At 43.9% G+C, this 20,464-nt stretch carries 15 protein-coding genes; 12 read left to right on the forward strand and 3 right to left on the reverse strand.

What is annotated here, in order from left to right:
• The first annotated feature begins 12 nt into the window (after nt 1–12).
• The 5 genes from OCV88_RS08295 (at nt 13) to udp (ending at nt 6,827) form a co-directional block, all read left to right on the forward strand.
• Complete coding sequence (locus tag OCV88_RS08295; protein WP_158425045.1) at nt 13–516, forward strand: MarR family winged helix-turn-helix transcriptional regulator; 504 nt, start codon at nt 13–15, stop codon at nt 514–516.
• A 1-nt stretch (nt 517) separates the two neighbouring features.
• Entirely contained in the window at nt 518–2,836 is a 2,319-nt protein-coding gene (locus OCV88_RS08300) for an ABC transporter ATP-binding protein (protein WP_158425046.1), read from the forward strand.
• Nucleotides 2,837–2,839: 3 nt separating this feature from the next.
• Complete coding sequence (locus tag OCV88_RS08305) at nt 2,840–4,678, forward strand: ABC transporter ATP-binding protein (RefSeq protein WP_158425047.1); 1,839 nt, start codon at nt 2,840–2,842, stop codon at nt 4,676–4,678.
• Nucleotides 4,679–4,921: 243 nt separating this feature from the next.
• On the forward strand, nt 4,922–6,049 hold the full coding sequence (locus OCV88_RS08310) for an AI-2E family transporter (protein WP_158425048.1): 1,128 nt from the start codon (nt 4,922–4,924) through the stop codon (nt 6,047–6,049).
• Nucleotides 6,050–6,065: 16 nt separating this feature from the next.
• Nucleotides 6,066–6,827: a uridine phosphorylase gene (gene udp, locus OCV88_RS08315; RefSeq protein ID WP_158425049.1), complete on the forward strand. Its 762-nt coding sequence runs from the start codon at nt 6,066–6,068 to the stop codon at nt 6,825–6,827.
• 101 nt (nt 6,828–6,928) lie between these two features.
• Here udp and OCV88_RS08320 read toward each other — a convergent pair whose 3' ends face one another.
• Nucleotides 6,929–8,179: an ROK family transcriptional regulator gene (locus OCV88_RS08320; protein ID WP_262591027.1), complete on the reverse strand. Its 1,251-nt coding sequence runs from the start codon at nt 8,177–8,179 to the stop codon at nt 6,929–6,931.
• Nucleotides 8,180–8,273: 94 nt separating this feature from the next.
• Nucleotides 8,274–9,329 (reverse strand): NAD(P)-dependent alcohol dehydrogenase, encoded by a 1,056-nt coding sequence (locus tag OCV88_RS08325; protein ID WP_158425051.1) that lies wholly within the window; start codon nt 9,327–9,329, stop codon nt 8,274–8,276.
• Between the two features lie 353 nt (nt 9,330–9,682).
• On the opposite strand from OCV88_RS08325, the gene OCV88_RS08330 reads away from it, so the two are divergent.
• From OCV88_RS08330 to OCV88_RS08360, 7 genes are all read left to right on the forward strand, one after another.
• Nucleotides 9,683–11,083 (forward strand): ABC transporter substrate-binding protein, encoded by a 1,401-nt coding sequence (locus tag OCV88_RS08330; RefSeq protein WP_158425052.1) that lies wholly within the window; start codon nt 9,683–9,685, stop codon nt 11,081–11,083.
• Nucleotides 11,084–11,196: 113 nt separating this feature from the next.
• Entirely contained in the window at nt 11,197–12,123 is a 927-nt protein-coding gene (locus tag OCV88_RS08335) for a carbohydrate ABC transporter permease (protein ID WP_158425053.1), read from the forward strand.
• Between the two features lie 6 nt (nt 12,124–12,129).
• Nucleotides 12,130–12,945 carry a carbohydrate ABC transporter permease gene (locus OCV88_RS08340; protein ID WP_158425054.1) on the forward strand — a complete coding sequence of 272 codons (816 nt, stop codon included), beginning with the start codon at nt 12,130–12,132 and terminating at the stop codon, nt 12,943–12,945.
• A gap of 74 nt (nt 12,946–13,019) precedes the next feature.
• Nucleotides 13,020–13,787 carry an SDR family oxidoreductase gene (locus tag OCV88_RS08345; RefSeq protein WP_158425055.1) on the forward strand — a complete coding sequence of 256 codons (768 nt, stop codon included), beginning with the start codon at nt 13,020–13,022 and terminating at the stop codon, nt 13,785–13,787.
• Between the two features lie 34 nt (nt 13,788–13,821).
• Nucleotides 13,822–15,477, forward strand: coding sequence for a ribulokinase (locus OCV88_RS08350; protein WP_158425056.1), 1,656 nt, complete (start codon nt 13,822–13,824; stop codon nt 15,475–15,477).
• 44 nt (nt 15,478–15,521) lie between these two features.
• A complete protein-coding gene (locus OCV88_RS08355; RefSeq protein WP_158425057.1) occupies nt 15,522–16,208 on the forward strand; it encodes an HAD family hydrolase in 687 nt (228 codons plus the stop codon).
• Nucleotides 16,209–16,438: 230 nt separating this feature from the next.
• Complete coding sequence (locus tag OCV88_RS08360) at nt 16,439–18,832, forward strand: lectin like domain-containing protein (RefSeq protein ID WP_262591031.1); 2,394 nt, start codon at nt 16,439–16,441, stop codon at nt 18,830–18,832.
• A 371-nt stretch (nt 18,833–19,203) separates the two neighbouring features.
• Here the strand turns inward: OCV88_RS08360 and OCV88_RS08365 are convergent, their stop codons facing one another.
• Nucleotides 19,204–20,403 carry an MFS transporter gene (locus OCV88_RS08365; protein ID WP_158425059.1) on the reverse strand — a complete coding sequence of 400 codons (1,200 nt, stop codon included), beginning with the start codon at nt 20,401–20,403 and terminating at the stop codon, nt 19,204–19,206.
• Nucleotides 20,404–20,464: the final 61 nt, after the last annotated feature.

The raw sequence follows: 20,464 nt of genomic DNA on the forward strand, positions 1-20,464 counted from the left end.
GTGGTGAAAGGAATGGACGGGAACAATATGGAAATACTGGAAGCATTACAGATGTTTCACAAGCTGAATTTTTCCGTATTATTCCAGGATATGTCAAAGGGAGAGTTTATTACCCTGAAGGCAATCAAAGGATGCTCTGCAAGGTGCGGGACAAATGAGAATGAGTCCCGGACAGACGATGAGGGAGCCCGGGCAAAAGTATCAGATGTGGTAAAGCATTTGGATGTTATGCCCTCGGCAGTTTCTAGAACGTTAAAAACTCTGGAAGAAAAGAAATGGATTATCCGGACCGTAAACAGCCGGGACCGGAGAAATATGCAGGTGGAACTCACAGAGGCGGGCAATAAAGAACTGGATAATGTGGGCCGTAAAATGTCAGAGGTCACAGCGCGTATTTTACAGAAAATGGATCAGAAAGAGCTTGAAAAAATGATACAGATTCTGCATCAGCTGTATGAAATTTCAAAAAGAGAGTTAGAATTGTATAAGGAAGAATTAGGCAGAAAGGACGTTTAAGATGTTTAAGATTTTTAAAAACATGAAGCCTTATTGGAAGAGTATTATTGTCATTATTCTGCTGTTGATTGTGCAGGCCTTCTGCGACCTGTCACTGCCCACCTATACGGCGGATATTATTGATGTGGGCATCCAGAATAAAGGAGTAGAGCATATTCTTCCGGAAAAAATCACAAAAGAAGAATATGAATATGCCAAGCTGTTTATGACTGAACAGGAAGCAAAAGACTGGGATGACAGCTATAAGGCAGATGGAAACGTGTATGAACGTACACAGGAGGATGGGGATACACTTGGCAGTCTGGACGAATCCCTTGCAGTGCCGCTGGTTTTAAATTATCAGATGTCAGCGGTAGATGAGGAGACTTTTAAGGAGTATCTGGCCCAGGCTCAGGGAGCAGACCCGGCAGCTTTAAAAGATTTGTCCATTGAGCAGATTGGACAGCAGTCAGGAATGAAGCTGGAAACCTTTGTGCAGGAAAAGGAAAATGATGACGGGGAAATGGAAGAGATGACCTGCGTGGATATGCGGCCTGTTTTTCAGGGAATGATGGCTTCAGGCCAGATGAATCAGGACAGTGTTATGCAGATGCGGGAATCTATGGAAAAAATGGTTGATGCCATGGGAAGTTCCACCATGCAGTCAACAGGCGTTGCTTATGCGGTTCACTGTGATGAACTTGCGGGAATCAATATAGATAATATTCAGAAATCTTATTTGTGGAAAGAAGGATTTACCATGGTGGGATTTGCCGCTGTTTCAGTGGCATGTGCGATTTTAGTATCCTTCTTTGCGGCGCGTATCGGCGCCGGTATCGGAAGAACCTTAAGAGGCGGAACTTTCAAGAAAGTACTTGGTTTTTCTAATGCAGAGATGAATCAGTTTTCTACAGCTTCCCTGATTACAAGGAGTACCAATGATGTACAGCAGATTCAGCTTGTATCTGCCCTGCTGCTTCGAATGATTTTATATGCCCCCATTCTTGGAATCGGCGGCGTTGTGAAAGTAATTCAGACCGGAGCACATATGGGATGGATTATAGCGTTATCAGTTGTTGTAATTGTAGGATTTGTAGGTCTATTGGTATCTATTGCAATGCCGAAATTTAAAGCAATGCAGAAACTGGTGGATAACTTGAATCTGGTTTCTAGAGAAATCCTGACAGGTCTTCAGGTTATCCGGGCATTTAAGAGGGAAGATACCGAAGAGAAGCGTTTTGATAAAGCAAACAAAGATCTGACAAAAACAACATTGTTTACTAACCGGGTTATGGCGTTTATGCTGCCGGGTATGATGGCTTTGATGAATTGTATTACCGTATTAATTATGTGGGTTGCCTCAAAGAAAATTGATGACGGTGTGATGCAGGTTGGAGCTATGACAGCATTTATCACATATGCAATGATGATTGTTATGGCATTTTTAATGCTGACCATGATGTCTATTATGCTTCCAAGAGCCGGCGTGGCAGCAGAACGTATTGATGAAGTTCTGACTACAAAAAGTACGATTTTAGATCCGGAAAGTCCTGCGGCTTTGACAGACAGCAAAGGGCTGCTTGCATTTCATCACGTGAATTTCAGGTATCCGGGAGGAGAAGAAGATGCTCTCCACGATATCGACTTTGTGGCGGAGCCCGGAAAAACAACTGCGATTATTGGAAGTACCGGAAGCGGAAAATCAACGGTAGTAAATCTGATTCCGCGTTTATATGATGTGACCGAAGGAAGCATCACGCTGGATGGTGTGGATGTGAAGCAGCTGCGCATGAAGGAGCTTAGAGCGGAAATCGGTTTTGTACCTCAAAAAGGCATTTTGTTTTCGGGAACCATTGCTTCTAATCTGCGGTTTGGCAATACAGATGCTACAGACGAAGAGGTGCAGAATGCAGCCGAAATTGCTCAGGCAACGGAATTTATAGAGACAAAGAAACGGAAGTATGACAGCGAGATTTCCCAGGGAGGAACCAATGTGTCCGGCGGGCAAAAGCAGCGTCTTGCAATTGCAAGGGCTATTGCTAAAAATCCGAAAATCTTTGTATTTGATGACAGTTTCTCTGCGCTGGATTTAAAAACAGATGCGGCTCTTAGGAAAGCTTTGTCAGAAAAAGTGAAGGACCGCACAATGATTATTGTTGCTCAGCGTATTAGTACCATTATGCACGCAGAACAGATTATTGTGTTGAATGAAGGACGGATTGCAGGAAAAGGAACCCACCAGGAGCTGCTTGAAAGCTGCGAGGTTTATCAGCAGATTGCAAAATCACAGCTTTCAGAAAAAGAGCTAAAGATGGGTATGCATGGAAAGGAGGAAGCGTAAATTATGAGTGAAAACAGTAGACCTCCAAAACGGCCGGGTGGTTTCGGCGGCGGTATGGCTCCGGCGGAAAAAGCCAAAGACTTTAAAGGAACCATTAAAAAAATATTGCAGTACATTGGAAAATATAAAATTGCGGTTATCATAGTTATGATTTTTGCGGCCTGTTCTACCGTATTCAATGTTTTAGGCCCCAAAATTCTTGGTAAGGCAACGACAGAGCTGGCCAGCGGTCTGATGGCCAAAATCCAGGGAGTAGGAAGCATTGATTTTAGTAAAATTGCCACGATACTGTTGATTGTATTATCGTTGTATGTGATTTCTGCTGCCTTTGGACTGCTGCAGGGATTTATTATGACAGGGGTTACGCAGAAGATCTGCTACCGGATGCGCCGGGAGATTTCTGAAAAAATCAATCGTATGCCCATGAAATATTTTGAAAGCCGCACCTATGGAGAGGTGCTTTCAAGAATTACCAATGATGTGGATACACTGGGGGTGGGGTTAAACCAGAGTATTACTCAGATTATTACCTCACTTGCAACGATTATCGGTGTGCTTGTGATGATGCTCAGCATTTCACCGCTGATGACACTGATTGCAGTTGTTATTCTTCCGGTTTCCATATGCGTGGTTATGCTGGTTGTAAAGCAGTCGCAGAAACACTTCCGCACCCAGCAGGAATATCTGGGCCACATCAATGGTCTGGTGGAGGAGTCCTATGGCGGACATCTGGTAATTAAGGCATATAACAAAGAAGATGAAATGGTTCAGCGTTTTGATAATACTAATGAAGTTCTGTACAAATCCGCATGGAAATCCCAGTTTTTATCCGGAATGATGATGCCGCTGATGCAGCTGGTCAGCAATCTTGGATATGCGGCGGTTTCCATTGCCGGCGGATTCTTATGTATTTCCGGTGTTATTACAGTGGGTGAAATTCAGGCGTTCATTCAGTATGTCAGAAGCTTTACTCAGCCGATTCAGCAGATTGCCCAGGTTGTCAATCAGCTGCAGTCTATGGCAGCAGCTGCAGAACGTGTTTTTGAATTTTTAGAAGAGGAAGAAGAAGATCAGTTTGCGAAAAACCCGGCTGCTATGGACCATATTGAAGGAAACGTTGATTTTAATCATGTAAAATTTGGTTATAAAGAAGACCAGACCATTGTCAATGATTTCAGCGCTCATGTGGAACCGGGACAAAAAATTGCTATTGTAGGACCTACCGGCGCCGGAAAAACTACTATGGTGAAGCTGCTGATGCGTTTTTATGATGTAAATGAAGGCTCCATCTGTGTAGACGGACATAATGTAAAGGATTATAACCGGCGGGATTTAAGAGATGCCTTTGGAATGGTGCTTCAGGATACCTGGCTGTTTAAGGGAACGATCATGGAAAATATCCGGTACGGACGCCTAGAGGCTACGGACGAAGAAGTAATAGAGGCTGCAAAGGCGGCTCATGCACATCATTTTATCCAGACCCTTCCCGGCGGTTATCAGATGGAGCTGAATGAAGATGCCAGCAATGTATCACAGGGGCAGAAGCAGCTGCTGACCATTGCAAGAGCGATTCTTGCAGATAATCGTATTTTGATTCTGGATGAAGCAACGTCTTCTGTAGATACCCGTACAGAAATCCTGATTCAGAAAGCTATGGATAATCTGATGCAGGGCAGAACAAGTTTTATTATTGCCCATCGTTTATCCACCATTCGGAATGCAGATCTGATTCTGGTAATGAAAGACGGCGATATTATTGAGCAGGGAACTCATGAGGAACTCCTGAAAGAAAATGGTTTTTATGCAGATCTGTATAATTCGCAGTTTGAAGAGGCTTCTTAATTCCCGGTTTCCATTGACAGCAGTTTTGATGTCTGGTATTCTTTGGATAGTACAATTTTATATACTTGGCGTGTTGAAAAATATGCCGTATGGAAATAAAAGGGAGTAGTTGGCGCCAGTACAGGCGTTTACGATATCGTCAGCGCGATGACAGAAGGTCATCCGGTACGTAACCAAGCAGCGAGACTTTTGTTGTGAAACAGCCACAGCAGAAGTCCCGCTTTTTTTAAAAGGAGTTTGCGCATGTCAAAGAAAACATTAAGACTGATTCTGGGAATTATTACATTTGCTGTGATACTTACAGCGGTTGTATTTCATCTGAATAAGGTAGCGGGGGTGTTTATAGCCGTATGGAATGTATTTATGCCTTTTGTGGTAGGTGTAGCCCTGGCTTTTATCCTCAATGTTCCTATGAAATTTGCAGAGCGGAGAATTTTGTGTAAGATAAAACGTCATAAGGTGAAGAGGGCCTGTTCGATACTGGCGACTCTTGCTTTTTGCGGAGTTATTATTGCCATAGTTATATTATTAATCGTTCCGGAGATTATCAACACAGTAGAATCCATTATTAACAATCTCCCTGCCATGATGGATCAGGTGGATGCCCTGATTCAGAAGATAGCCGGTTTCAGCAAAGACTTTGAAGAATTTGTAGGAAAGAGCAATTTTGACACAGATAAGATTCTCAACAGTATTATGAGTTTTGCACAGACACAGATGTCAACCCTTGGAACATCGGTTTTCTCAGCTTTGACCAGCGCCATCGGAACCATTGTGGGCGGAGTGATCGGGTTTGTATTTTCCATTTATATTCTGGCATCCAAGGAGAAACTGGTGCGTCAGACCAGAATGGTTTTGTATGCTTATCTGAAAGAAGAACGGGCAAAGAAAATCTGGGATATTATTCTCATGGCTAATCATACATTTCAGAGATTTATTTCCGGACAGTGTCTGGAAGCCTGCATCCTTGGATGCATGTTCTGGCTGTCTATGACAATCTTTAAGATGCCTTATGCCATATTGATCAGCGTGGTGATCGGTGTGCTGGCGCTGATTCCTATATTCGGTGCATTTGTGGGATGTCTGGTAGGATTTTTGCTGATTGTATTTTTAAATCCCATTCAGGCTGTCTGGTTCCTGGTTCTGTTTATTGTAATTCAGCAGATTGAGGGACATTTTATCTACCCCTTTGTTATTGGCACATCGGTGGGACTGCCGTCTATCTGGGTATTGCTGGCTGTTGTAGTGGGCGGAAAGCTGTTTGGAGTCATTGGTATGGTTGTATTTATACCGTTATGTTCTGTGCTGTATGCACTGTTTGCCACAAATGTAAGAAAGCATTTGAAAAAGAAAAAAATGACCATAATCTGAAAGGAGGCATCCTGAGATGAAATATGCAGAAGAAGGAATGCAGTATCATATTGGAATTAGGAACGGTGAGATTGGAAAATATGTAATTTTGCCGGGGGACCCAAAACGATGCGTCAAAATTGCGGCTTTCCTGGATCATGCCAGACTGGTGGCGGATAATCGGGAATTTGTTACCTATACAGGCTTTTTAGAAGGAGAGCGTGTGAGCGTTACATCTACAGGGATTGGAGGGCCCTCCGCTGCTATAGCCATGGAAGAGCTGGTGAGGGCCGGAGCAGATACGTTTATCCGGGTGGGAACCTGCGGTGGAATGCAGCCACAGGTGAAAAGCGGAGATCTGGTAATTGCCACGGGAGCGGTTAGGATGGAAGGAACCAGCCGGGAGTACGCGCCCATTGAATTTCCGGCAGTGGCGGATTTTCATCTGTCAGGCGCCTTAGAGAGAGCCGCAGAAAAGCTTGGATTTTCCTGTCATACCGGCGTTGTTCAGTGCAAAGATTCTTTTTACGGCCAGCATGAACCGCAGAAAATGCCGGTGGGGTATGAGCTTCAGGAAAAATGGAACGCCTGGATAAAGCTTGGATGCCTGGCTTCTGAAATGGAGTCGGCGGCATTGTTTGTGGTGGCTTCTTATCTGAACGTGCGTGCTGCATCAGTATTTTTAACAGTTGCCAATCAGGAGCGGGAAAGGCTGGGGCTTGAGAATCCTGTGGTTCATGATACGGAAAAAGCCATCCGGACTGCGTTAGAGGCTGTTCGGGAATTGATTCAATCATAATAAAAGAAAAAGCAGATACTGCAGTCACCTGGCTGGTGATTTTGCAGCATCTGCTTTTTTGGAATTAAAAGCTTTATTTCCTGCTGTATGAAAATAATTCCTCAATGATTACAGGACAGATAATGATTGATAGAATCTATAATGTCTTCCCCCTGGAGGATATGATCAAAAAGTGTTATGGCAGCTCCGGTAAGTACGCTGTCTTCTGTAAAGCGGGAAAAACGGATGTTGATATCACTGCTCAGCTTTGAAGGCAGGAAATCAGCCAGATATTTGTTCAGTACACAGACAAACTTATCAGATTGCGGAATCTCATCTCCCAGAATAATAACTTCCGGGTCCAGAACAAAAATCAGACCTGTAAGCCCGTAAGCCAGATAGCGTGCAGCCCGGTTCATAGCCCATTCTGCAAGAGGATCTCCGTTGTCATAAGCCTGATAAATCTCCGGCAGTGTAGAATCCAGTGACAGAGCTGTTTTTGGGTAATCATACAAATTTTCTGCAACCATATTGCGGATTGCCAGTGGAGAAGCATATTCTTCATAAATGCTGCGATTATAGTTGATATCGCCGTTTAATCCCCCGTGGGGAAACAGACAGTTAATCCCAAGGTGCCCCACTTCTCCGGCAATACCGTGAAATCCCTGGAAAATCCGGCCGTTAATAATAATGCCGCCGCCGAGCCCGATTCCACCTACAATATTCAGCAGAGAAGCAGGAGTATAGTTTTCTTGTCTTGAATAGTACTCCAGCTCTGCCATAGCGCTGACATTGGCGTCGTGATTAATAAGAAGTTTATATTCTGGAAACCGGAGCTGAATTTCCTTGTAGATATCTGCGTCACTTAAGGTTTTAAAACCGTCCGCTTTAATATAGTACGAATCTGTGGATACATAAAGATATCCCAGAGTTGCAATGGAGATACCAAGGATCTCCATACGGTTTTGGCGGCAGAAATCAATCTGTAGCTGAAGCTCATCCTGCATCTGGCAGATAATAGAATCAATATTCAAACTGTTGTTGTAATTTGTTTCCCGAAAATTGATCTGGCTGTTATCCATGGTATAAACCGCCGTGCGCAGATGATTCCGCTTGATACGTATTGTGATTGCTACAAAATCTTCCATATTAAGTGACAGTCCGGTTGCTTTTCTGCCATTGGATGATATGATATCTCCAGTTTCCCGGATAAGATTCTTTTCTAAAAAATCATTTACAATATTGGAGACGGTTGCTTTATTTAAATTTGTAATCTGTGAGAGCTCGATTCTGGAAACAGGTGCATTTTTCTTAATTGTCTGCAAAATCAGACTTTTGTTTTTCCGTTGTGATTCTTCCGGTAATTTCCCCAAGTCAGGACCTCCTGATGTCATCTGATATTCTTCATAAGTTAAGTATAAGCAAAATCAGGAAACTTTTAAAGTATTTTATCTGGTTTACGGGCATTTAAGCGTCCGGATGTATGCGGATTACTGCCTTTGTGACGGTATCCTTGTTATGGATGGCGTATTCCATGCCTTTTTGTATATCTTCAAATTCAAAGATATCAGAGGCAATTTTTTTTAATGGGATTAAGCCCTGGGAGACCGCTTTTATAATAGAAGGATAAATGTTTCTGTACCGGAAGACCGTTTTAATTGTTATTTCATTATCAATAATCCAGTTTACATTCATAACAGCTTCCCCGGAGCTTGTGTATCCAACAAGGGTGATGGTTCCGCCCCGGCGGGTCATTTTTGCAGTCTGATAAATGGTGGCAGCATTTCCGGCGGTTTCAAATACATAGTCCGCCCCGCCCTGAGTAAGCCTTAAGACTTCCTCTACAGGATCACAGGTACCGGCATTGATGACATGGGCAGCTCCCAGTTCCCTGGCTTTTTCCAAGCGGTTAGGCATCAGGTCTACCACGGTAATATCCTGGATCCCACGGCATTTTAAGGATAACATAGTGACCAGGCCGATGCATCCTGCTCCAAGAATTACGGCCCGTGCTCCGGGTTTGGCGCCGGACTGGTTGGCGGCATGGTATCCAACTGCCAGAGGTTCCATCAGAGCGCCCTCCAGTGTGCTGACATTATCCGGAAGTTTATAGCACAGATTGGCCGGGTGCGCAATATATTCCGCAAAGCACCCTTCTGTAACCGGCAGGGACGCATAGAAAAATACATTTTTGCACAGATTATACTTTCCCTGCTTGCAGAAATCGCATTTCCAGCAGGGGACGCCCGGTTCTACAGCTACTCGGTCTCCTGGTTTTAGCGTTTTTACATCCTTTCCCACAGATTCCACTACACCACCCGGCTCGTGCCCCAGTATCATGGGTTCTGTAACATGGTTTTCCCCAATAAATCCATGCTCAAACAGATGGGAGTCAGAACCGCAGATTCCCACATAATCTAATTTTATTAAAACATAGTCATCTTTTAATTTTGGAAGCTCTTTTTCTTCTATAACCAGTTTTCCCGGGGTGTACATAATTGCTGCTTTCATCTTTTTATTCATTTTTCCTCCTGTTTATAATATAAAATGTTAAAATAGTTGTTAAAGAAATAACGTTATGAAATTTAATTTTATCATGAAAATAAATTTTAAATTTAAACTAATGGATATATTTATGATATCACGAAGAAAGATAGAAAACAACAAAGAATAGTAGTGCATTTTGTATAAAAAATACAAAATATAATCTATATTTTTCATAAAAAGAATGGTGAGAATAGATAAAAAAGGAAAAATAATTGACATATCTGTGAAGCTGTACTATGATAAATACACGACATTTATTGGTTTAAAAAATAAACTAATAATGCGAGAGGGTATACGAAATTAAGTACAATTGCGAGGAGGAAGAAAAATTGAGAAAGAAAAGAATAATGGCAATTCTTTTAGTGTCTGCACTTACTGTTGGGACACTGGCCGGATGCGGGAAAGATAATGAATCGAAAAATAATTCCGCAGCAAAGGAAGATGGCGGTGAGGGGGTAACTTTAACCATCGCATCTGTAAACAATGATCCGTTTATGATGCTGGAGAAAAAGAGTGCCGAGTTTACAAAAGAGACGGGTATTAATGTAAAATTTGAAATTTTATCAGAAAATGAGGTACGGTCTAAGATTCAGCAGGATGTAGGGCTTGGCGGAGGAAACTATGATATGGTGACGCTGGGAACCTTTGATATGACTACATATTATAACAGTGGATGGACTGTTGGGCTGGATGAGTATTTTGACAAAATGTCAGAGGAAGATAAAGCTGCTTACAATAAAGATGATATTTTTGAACCGGTGCTGGCGTCCTGTACAGATGCGGCCACAGGAACCTTGGCTGCACTTCCGTTTTACTCAGAGTCTACAATGATCTGTTATAACAAGGAAATTTTTGATGCATTAAATCTGACCATGCCGGAAAATCCTACCTGGACGGAGATTCTTGAGCTTGCCAAAAAATGTGACGGCTACAGCGGTGAAGGATATGATAAAGTGGCGGGTATTGCTATGAGAGGAAAAGCGGGCTCTGGAGAGAATCAGTATATCTTCAGTTCTATTATGAACTCCTTTGGCGGACAGTACTATGATAAAGACTGGAATACAACTTATGATTCCAAAGAGGTACGCCAGGCGTGGGAGTTTTATAAAGAACTGATGAACTATGCGGAGGATTCTCCTACTACCTGTGGTTATACAGAATGTTTGAACCTGTTTACACAGGGACAGGCAGCAATTTACTATGATGCTACAGTATCTGCGGCAACTTTTGAGTCAGCGGATTCTGCTGTAAAAGGGAAAGTGGGATATGTTCCTGCTCCATCAGAAAAAGAGGCATTAAGCTCTACCATCGGCGGATGGGGAATGGCTGTTACATCCGGTTCTCAGCATAAGGACGAAGCATTTCAGTTCCTGACCTGGGCAACCTCCAATGATTATCTGAATCTGGTTGGAGAGTCAGAAGGATGGACCAGTGTTCCGTCTGGTACAAGAGCTTCTCTGTACGAAAATGAGAACTACCTGAAAGAAGCTCCTTTTGCAAAAATGACAGCGGCAGCAATCCAGTCTGCGAAACCAAATCATCCGGCCGTAGAGGAAACTCCGTATACGGGAACCTCTCTTCCGAATATTCCGGAATATTCTTCCTGGGGAACTACAATTGCAGAGGAGCTTTCAGCTTATATTGCAGGTACAACCAGTCTGGATGATGCGCTGAATACCTGTTATAAAGCAATTGATGATGCTGCAAAAGACGGCGGATACAGAGATTAGGTTTTAGAATAACATATTTATATGTGTTTTATGTGGTTGAAACTTGTAACCGGCGTGGCAGTCATGCCAGCCGGTTACAATTATTTGGAAATGAAAGCTGGAGGTAATATAAGATGAAGCCTCAATTGAAAAAATTTGACTTAAGTAAACTGACGTTTCTGCCGGCAGTGATTATCGTATTTATTATTACCCAGGTTCCCTTTGGGGTGACGATTGTTTTTTCCTTTTTAAAATGGAATGTTAAACGAATGGATCAGGGAATCACTTTTGCAGGCCTGAAAAACTATATCTATATTCTTGGCTGGGATAATTTCTGGCGGGTTCTTCTTAATACGGTGGTACTGATTGTGGCCTGCCTGGCCCTGTGTACGGTACTGGCAATTCTGCTTGGCGTTTTATTTAACCGGAAATTTCCAGGCTCTTATTTATTCCGGACCATGCTGATACTCCCGTATTTTGTTATGGACTGTGTGGTAGGTATTGTTTGGAAAACATTGATTCTTGACCCCAATATGGGGATGAATTACTGGATTTGTAAGCTGCTGGGGATAAACTCCATTGATTTTTTCGGAAGATTTTCCCTGCTGACCATTGTAATTCTAATTGTATGGCAGTGGACGCCTTTCTTTTTTATGATTATTATAGCCGGACTGCAGAGTCTCCCCACAGATGTGTTAGAGAGTGCTTCTTTGGATGGCGCAAGCGCATTCCAGCAGTTAATACATATTAAAATACCAATGATAAAGAACCATATTATTACAGCTATGACCCTTGGGCTGATCAACATTTTAAAAGTATTTGGTCTTGTTTATGTAACCACTTCCGGGGGACCTGGTGTTAACAGTGCAAATCTGCCGTATCTGACTTACCGGACAATCTTTAATGACTGGAATGTGGGCAGGGCGGCGGCCCTGGCAGTTATTACTGTTGTAATTACTTTGGTAATTTCACAGAATTTCTTTAAACTGACCAATAAAAAGGAATCGGATTATGGCAGAGTTAAAAAGCCCCGGAGACTGAAAAGAAAGCAGGAGGTGTAAATAATTATGAATACAAGAAAAATCAGAAATATTTGTCTTTGTATTTTAGTTGCAGTGATTGCTTTGATCTGGTGCTTCCCGATTATTTATATGGTGGTGTCAAGCTTCAAACCGGAATCTCAGGTTGGTGTGTTTGGATTTGTTTTTCAGCCAACCCTGGAAAATTATCAGACTGTGATTACGCCGGCCTTCTTTGATTATCTGAAAAACTCTCTGATTGTAACGGTACTGACGGTTATTTTTTCCACGCTGCTTGCAGTGCCGGCGGGGTATGGTCTGGCTTTTGCCACTATGAAAAAACCGGATAATATGTATTTCTGGTTTGTTTCCACTACATTTCTTCCGGCGATTGCGGTGATCACCCCCGTATATCTGATTTTTAATGCCCTGCATCTGGTGGACAGTATCTGGGCGCTGGTAATTCTCTATACGGGAGCAGGAGTCCCTATGATGGTCTGGCTTGTTACAAATTATTTCAGGGAAATTCCAAAAGAACTTGTGGAGGCGGCCACTGTTGACGGGGCCAATAAAATACAGACATTCTTTAAGATTATGATTCCGCTGATTAAAAACGGAGTGGTTTCATCGGCGCTGCTTGTATTTATTCTTACATGGAATGAGTTTTTCTTTGCGATTACAATAACATATTCGGAAAGTGCAACACTTCCGGTTTATATGAGTAAGTGGATGACCCAGCAGGGATATTTCTGGGGGAAAATGTGTGCGTCGGGAACACTGATTGTCCTGATTCCCATTATCCTTGGGTTTTTTGCTCAAAAATCACTGGTCAAAGGGCTTACATCAGGTTCTGTTAAGGGATAAACGGGCTGATGTGAGGGAATGGCAGCAGTACAAAATAATTATTTTCAGTAATGAAATCGTATCAGGAGGGAAATATGAGTGTATTAAATTTGTTTCGTATGGATGGAAAAAAAGCAGTTGTAACAGGAGCTGCCAGAGGAATTGGCAGAGCATCTGCGCTGGCGCTGGCCGAGGCCGGAGCTGATGTAACGGTAATTGATATTCTGGACACTTCTGAAACTGTAAAAATGCTGGAGGAACTGGGGGTAAAAGCCTATGGGATTCAGTGTGACCTTACAAAAGAGGAACAGGTAAATGAAGCTATTGCCCAGGCAAAGGAAAAGATGGGTGCTATTGATATTGCTCATGTCAATGCCGGAATTGCCTACTGTGTAAAGTGTGAGGATATGAGTTTTGAAGAGTGGAAAAAGGTTACTTCCATTGATCTGGATGCAGTATTTTTGTGTACCAGAGCCATTGGACGGATTATGATTGCCGATGGAGCAGGCGGTTCTATTGTCTGCACGGCATCCATGTCCGGTTCTATTGTAAATTATCCTCAGGAGCAGGTTGCCTATAATGCGGCAAAAGCAGGAGTTATCCATCTGGTAAAATCTCTTGCCTGCGAATGGGCAAAACATGGTATCCGGGTAAATGCCATCAGTCCTGGTTATATCTGTACGGATATGACTCCTCCCACAACAAATATGGCATGGCAGAATATCTGGTATTCCATGTGTCCCACCAAGCGTATGGGAACTGCAGAGGAGATGGCTGCAGGTGTTTTGTATCTGGCAAGTGATGCCGCTACTTATACAACTGGAGCAAATCTGGTTATGGACGGAGGCTATTCCTGTTACTAAAGTGCAGAACAGAAAAAATCTGGAGGTATGAAAGATGCAGAAACTGGTGGCTGGTATTGATTATGGAAGTGATTCTGTCCGCGCGGTGATTGTAGAGGCACAAAGCGGCAGGACGATATCGGAAGGGGTATTTGCATATCCCAGATGGAAACAGAAAAAATATTGCAACCCGGCGGTTTCCCAATACAGACAGCATCCCCTGGACTATCTGGAAGGACTGGAAGCGGTCATGAAAGAGGCTCTTCAGAAAGCGGGAGCAGATGCTGGAAAGAGGCTTGTTGGAATTGGAATAGATACAACGGGCTCAACGCCCTGTCCTGTAGATATAAACGGAACCCCTCTGGCGCTGCTGAATGAATTCCAGGATAATCCCAATGCTATGTTTCATTTGTGGAAAGACCATACAGCTGTGGAAGAGGCAAAAGAGATTAACCGTACATTGTCCCGGGGCTCTGTGGATTATACCCGGTATCAGGGAATCTATTCTTCTGAATGGTTCTGGGCAAAGATTCTTCATACGACCAGAAAAGATCCGGCTGTACGAAAGGCAGCTTATACATGGGTGGAGCACTGTGACTGGATTGTGGGAGTGCTCACAGGTATCACTGACCCGGAGCGGATGTACCGCTGTTCCTGTGCGGCCGGACATAAAGCGTTGTGGCACAGCCGTTTTGGCGGGCTTCCTGCCCGGGAAGTGCTGGCTTCTATGGATGAATATCTGGGACTTGTATATGACAGGTACAAGACTTCTCCTCAGCCTGCGGGGACCTGTGTGGGAGAAATTTCCGGTGAATGGGCCGGGAGGCTTGGGGTAAATCCCGGGGCTGTTATTGGAGGCTGTTCTTTTGACGCTCATGCCGGCGGCGTGGGGGCCGGCGTCGGGTTAAAAACAATGGTAAAGGTAGTAGGGACATCTACGGTAGATATGCTGGTAGAGCATCCGGAAATATTGGAAGGCAAAGATTTGAGAGCATTCTGCGGCCAGGCAGAAGATTCCATTGTACCCGGATATGTGGGGCTGGAAATGAGCCAGCCGGCATTTGGAGATGCCTATGCCTGGCTGAAAGAGCTGCTGCTGTGGCCGTTAAAAGAAATGAAAATTCCAAAGGAGCTGCTTTCTTCTCAGACAAAGGTACGACTTCTTGAACAGCTGGAGGCAGAAATACTGCCTTCCCTGGAGATGGCCGCGTCAGAATTTCTGGAAGAAGATATTACGGCGCTTGACTGGTTTAACGGAAGGCGTTATCCTTATCTCAATGAATCTGCGAAAGCGGCATTCAGTGGTCTGACCCTGGGAACCGGAGCGCCGTCGCTGTACTGTGCACTGGTGAAGGCAACGGTTTTCGGAAGCAAACGCATTTATGAATCTCTCGCTGCACAGGGACTGTCCGTGGAACGGATGATCTGTGTGGGAGGCATCGCTAAAAAGTCAAAGCTTGTGATGCAGATGATGTCCGACGCTTTAAATCTTCCTGTTATGGTATGCCGCAAGGAACAGGTATGCGCAAGAGGTGCGGCGGTTTACGGTGCGGCAGCGGCGGGATTTTATAGCAGTGTCCAAGAGGCACAGAAGGTATTCTGCGAAGCATATGCTCCTAACTATTTCCCAGATCCGGACCGAAACAAGATGTATGAATCAATGTATCAGAAATACCTGACACTGGGAAAACTGACAGAAGAACAGCTCTGAGAGATTCCCGGAGGTTTCGGGAATGTAATGGAGTGCGATAAGAAATGAATAAGACAAAAGCAGTTGTATTTGACATGGACGGGGTTATTTTTGACACACAGAAGCGGTATAATGCCTGCTTCAGGGAAATGGGAAAAAGGTATGGTATCAGTGATGGAAAAATGGAAGAGCTGATTCTAAAAACCATGGGTGTCAATGAAACAGAAAGCTATCAGGTGGTGGAGGAGCTTCTTGGGGGAACTGTTTCCGGAAAGGAATTTGTCACAGGTATGCTGGACCTGTTTAAGGCGGGGGTAGAATCGGAGGGGCTTCCCTTAAAACCCGGGGTGAAGGAGCTTTTATCCTGGCTTACCGAACATGGATTTCTTGTGGGGCTTGCTTCAGCCACCGATTATGAGCGGATTGTAAAATATCTCACCAGAGCCGGTTTAAAACAGTATTTTTCCTTTATTACAGGAGGAGACCGGGTAGAACACGGAAAACCGGCGCCGGATATCTATCTTCAGGCCTGTGAAAATATGGGGGCAGATCCAAAAGAGACTTATGGGGTAGAGGATTCCTTTCAGGGAATCCGGGCTGTGTACAATGCAGGTATGCACGTGGTGATGGTTCCTGACAGTCTGGAGCCCACACAGGAAATAGAAAACCTCTTGGACTTTCGGTTTGAGACATTATTTGGTTTTCTGGACTATTTAAAGGGAGCAGAACCAGCATTGTCAGAAGAAAATTAAGAACCGGAAAGCAGATGAAATCCTGCTGAAAAGCAGAGGCAATTATAAGGTTCGTTAACAGAAATTATGATAAAAAACAGATATTAAGATGTGCGTGAATAGTTGTCATATCTTTTTATCTGTTTTTTTGATATAATAAATCCAGACTTGGCAGTAAATGCGCTGTCAGGCGGCATATGTACAAAAAGTTTTTAGGAAATCATCTGTTTTCTAAAGGGAGGAAAAAGAAAATGAAGAAAAAATTGTTAGTACGGGCATCGGCTCTGGCTGTTTCGGCAGCACTGCTGGCGCCTCAGGCCACAGCCTTTGCACTGGAACTGCCCGGGATACAGGCGCCACAGCTGGTGCAGAGAGGCGGTATGTTGTATGATGAGTCCATATATGAAAAGGAATACAGCCTGCCGTCAAAAATGAAAACAAGAAGCAGTCTGCCGGAAAAATATGATTTGCGGGAACAAGGACTGCTCCATGATGAAGTGAGGTTTCAAAATCCCTGGGGAGCCTGCTGGGCGTTTGCGGGGACACAGGCAATAGAGAGCAGTGCGCTAAAACAGAAGGCGGCGCAGTCTGAGTTTTCCGAAAAAGCTCTTGCCTGGTATGCATATACTATGCAAAACCGCAGGGGAGCTTCTGATGATCTGAAGGAAGGTGCAGAGATTATCAGTGAAAACGGTGATAGAAATGCGAAATATAAGATGGGAAATAATATCATGTCAATGACAGCCCAGCTTTCCAGCTGGAACGGTGCCAGTCTGCGAGAGGATATTCCTTATCAGGATAAAGAAGGACAAAAAATAGAAATGGAGATGAATGGCGGAACTGCCTATTATTATGATCCCCTGGGAGACTGGACGCTTCCTTATGAAAATGTGTATGACGATGCCTATCATGTGCAGGAAATGCAAATGCTGTATGGACTGGGAGTATTAGGCCAATCGTCGGATCCTCTATCGCCGGCAGAACAAAAGGAAGCTGCAGAAATGATGACTGACAATGCAAAACAGGCGCTTTTTGAAAAAGGGCCATTGTTTATCGGTTTTTATGCGCCGGAATCCAGGCCGGATGATCTGGGGGGTGAAGAAACCAGTCATTTTAACTGGGACAGCTTTGCACAGTACAGTCCTGACTTCCAGACAATGAATCATGCGGTAACAATTGTAGGATGGGATGATACCTTTTCTAAGGATAAGTTTACCATTACACCGCCGGGAGACGGAGCATGGATCGTAAAGAACAGCTGGAGTGATAAATGGGGCGATGAAGGGTATTTCTATTTGTCCTACTATGATACAACCGTTGTTTATTATAGTACGATATCGGGAGATTATAAAAACTCCGATGGATATTATACCTATGACCATAATTATCAGTATGACTATGCGGGATTGAAATATTCATCATCAAGCGATTATTCATTGGAGCTGGCATCTGTTGCAGCATCCATGGGATGCGAGCCGAAGATCGCCAATGTCTTTACCGCTCAGGGACCGGAAACATTAACGGCAGTGTCGGCATTGACGTTTGTTGGAACTGGCGCAGTGGTGGAAACAAAGGTTTATCGGAATCTTAAGGACAGCAGTAATCCAGAGTCAGGAGAGCTGGCTGCCCAACAGGAAGATGAATTTATAAATGCCGGGTATTATACCTTGCCCTTAAAGCAGGCTGTAGAGCTGAAAAAGGGAGAAACCTTCTCTGTGGTACAGAAAGTCTATTACCAATCTACAGGAGGCTATGATCTGCCAATAGAGGCGGCTCCTGGAAATATTCAGGCTGTGGAATCAACTGACAGCGCCGGCAATACGGATATATTGCATGTGAATTATAAAGTAACGGCTGAACCGGGACAGAGCTTTTTGTATCTTCCAATGGATGTGGGAGAAGATGCAGCCTGGTATGATGTGGCTGATTCAGAGGTGAAAAAGAATCTGGCTATGCCGATAGTAAATGCACAGGGAAATCAGGCAGATGTAATTATTCCGGGAAATGTTATGATTAAGGCATTTACCGTTGATTCTGTAGAGCTGTCTGTTCCTAAAATAAAGGCAGAAGCCTTTGATAGTAATGGTGCATCTCTGGGTGTGACGGAATATGCAGGTTCAATAGAAAAGCTTGTCCTGCCGGAGGGTACGGCATCTGTTGTGTTAACGGCATCCGGACAGGAACAGGAGACGGTAACCGTTACTGTGGACGGAAAAGAATATCAGACCGGAGATAAAATTCCGAAGGAGGTATTCTCAAAAGAAGGAGCAGTAAGCATAAAAGTTTCTGCAGAAGATAAAAGGGGAAACGTAAAATCACAGGAGTACACTTTAAAATTTGCAGTGAAAGAAGAAACAGAGAAACCGGAAAACCCGGGTGGTAAAGATGACCCGACAAATCCGGATGACGGAAAAGAACCGGTACAGCCTGATTCTGACGGTGATAAAACCCCAGGGCAGTCTGATGACGGAGCAGCAGGTGGAGACGGCAATATGGCAGACCAGATGAATACAGATCTGAATGCAAAAGCAGATCCGGTTAAAACCGGAGATACTTCACTGCCGGCAGTGTATGGAATCCTGGCAGCAGGAGCGGCAGTGGTGATTGTGGTGAGTGTTGTATTGTATCGGAAAAAGATGCGGTAATATGCCTGATTATATTTCTGATTGGGAAGGTGCGTAAGCATAAATAGAAAACATTCTTAATAGAAGCATTGAAATTTAAAAACCGGAAAAGTATGTAGGAGAATTGAACCGATTCCTAAAAGTTAGACCTGAAATCTAACGATTGGGGGTTACCTCAAATACAGATTTTTCCGGTTTTTGCATTTTATTATATGTCAGATGTGGGATGACTTCCGCCTCTGCAGGCGGTGAGTAACAAGTAGGTATCAATGGCGGGTGTCAATCCCCCATTTGATATACGCTCAGCCAGGAGGTGCAGCGCTTGGGAATAGAATATTGTCAGCAAAGCTGATCCGAATTGCGCACCAAGTCTCGCGAGAGTGAGACTTGAATTATTGTATCTTTTCCAGGCTGAACCAGGTAATGACAGCACCTGCCAGGGCAATGAAAAAAGAAACCAGCAGCATGATAAAGGCTGAGGTGTGGTTTAACAGCAGCCCTCCAAAAAAGCTTCCGAAAATACCGCTTATGGTAAACATGGTAGTTAAAAGGGACTGTCCTTTTACCAGATCGGCTTTTGGCAGCAGACGGTTAATGTATGCCGCAGCGCCGGGATAGTAAAGGGCGTAGCTTCCCATCTGGAACAGCTGTGCCGCATAAAAGGCGGGAACTGATTTTGCAAGCAGAGTAAATAAGAATTTCAGCAGAAAGAAAATAACAGAAATTCTAAGCAGCCAGTAGGCCGGAATTTTTCGATTCAGCCGGTTGAAGTTTGCCATAACGGGAAGTTCCACTGCCGCGCAGATGGCAACGGCGATTCCCATTTCCGAAGTGCCCCCGCCAATGGCAGAGACAATCTGGATGGTAAAAAAGTTTCCGGTAATAAAGAACATAAAATAAACCAGCATACTGCCCACAAGGAATAAAATAAATCGTTTGTATGTAATTATAAATCTGGGAAGTGACAGGGCCTGGCCGTCTGCCGGCAGCTTTGAACTGTCATCGGCTGTTTGGGAGATACTGCCTGACGGGACTTTGCGCAGTGACCAGAAAAAGCAGGTCAATCCGGCAAAAAATGCCAGGTAAAAAACCGGGAGCAGGGATTCGTGGTAAACTGCTACCAGCTTTCCGATAATAACGGATGCCACAGCATAGCTTACAGAGCCAACACCTCTGCTGAGACCGAAATTTATGCTGATTCCCGTATGCTCCAGAAGAAAACAAAGGGAATTAATCAGTGGCTGTAACGAGAACTGAAGAGTCAGAATCAGAACCATAATTACTGCCAGTGGAAGATTGGATACCGGGGTAAATATCAGGATCCCTGAGAGCAGCATTAAAATAACCAGCAGGATACAGCCAAAAAACTGTACAGTAATTTTTTGGCTGCGGTCCAGATAGCTGCCAAGAAATGGCTGCAGTATGGCAGCGGCTCCATTTGCCACAGATAAGATAATGCCGATGACAGCATTGTCAAAGCCCTGGGCCAGCAGATATACAGAAGCATATCCAACCACAATACTATAAGCAGCCTGATAACCGCCATGAATCATGGCATATCTGGCCTGAATAGAAGATTGATGTGTTTTCATTTTATGTAAACCCCACAATATTAATATTTTATCTTTTCATCCTAGTTTTTATTCTAGCAAA

It is taken from the genome of Brotonthovivens ammoniilytica (genome assembly GCF_025566885.1).
Lineage (GTDB): Bacteria > Bacillota > Clostridia > Lachnospirales > Lachnospiraceae > Brotonthovivens > Brotonthovivens ammoniilytica.

Bases quoted from the DNA above. Each gene is read 5' to 3' on its own strand.
- OCV88_RS08295 (WP_158425045.1), top strand. From the start codon at position 13: ATGGACGGGAACAATATGGAAATACTGGAAGCATTACAGATGTTTCAC.
- OCV88_RS08300 (WP_158425046.1), top strand. From the start codon at position 518: ATGTTTAAGATTTTTAAAAACATGAAGCCTTATTGGAAGAGTATTATT.
- OCV88_RS08305 (WP_158425047.1), top strand. From the start codon at position 2,840: ATGAGTGAAAACAGTAGACCTCCAAAACGGCCGGGTGGTTTCGGCGGC.
- OCV88_RS08310 (WP_158425048.1), top strand. From the start codon at position 4,922: ATGTCAAAGAAAACATTAAGACTGATTCTGGGAATTATTACATTTGCT.
- udp (WP_158425049.1), top strand. From the start codon at position 6,066: ATGAAATATGCAGAAGAAGGAATGCAGTATCATATTGGAATTAGGAAC.
- OCV88_RS08325 (WP_158425051.1), bottom strand. From the start codon at position 9,329: ATGAATAAAAAGATGAAAGCAGCAATTATGTACACCCCGGGAAAACTG.
- OCV88_RS08335 (WP_158425053.1), top strand. From the start codon at position 11,197: ATGAAGCCTCAATTGAAAAAATTTGACTTAAGTAAACTGACGTTTCTG.
- OCV88_RS08340 (WP_158425054.1), top strand. From the start codon at position 12,130: ATGAATACAAGAAAAATCAGAAATATTTGTCTTTGTATTTTAGTTGCA.
- OCV88_RS08345 (WP_158425055.1), top strand. From the start codon at position 13,020: ATGAGTGTATTAAATTTGTTTCGTATGGATGGAAAAAAAGCAGTTGTA.
- OCV88_RS08350 (WP_158425056.1), top strand. From the start codon at position 13,822: ATGCAGAAACTGGTGGCTGGTATTGATTATGGAAGTGATTCTGTCCGC.
- OCV88_RS08355 (WP_158425057.1), top strand. From the start codon at position 15,522: ATGAATAAGACAAAAGCAGTTGTATTTGACATGGACGGGGTTATTTTT.
- OCV88_RS08360 (WP_262591031.1), top strand. From the start codon at position 16,439: ATGAAGAAAAAATTGTTAGTACGGGCATCGGCTCTGGCTGTTTCGGCA.
- OCV88_RS08365 (WP_158425059.1), bottom strand. From the start codon at position 20,403: ATGAAAACACATCAATCTTCTATTCAGGCCAGATATGCCATGATTCAT.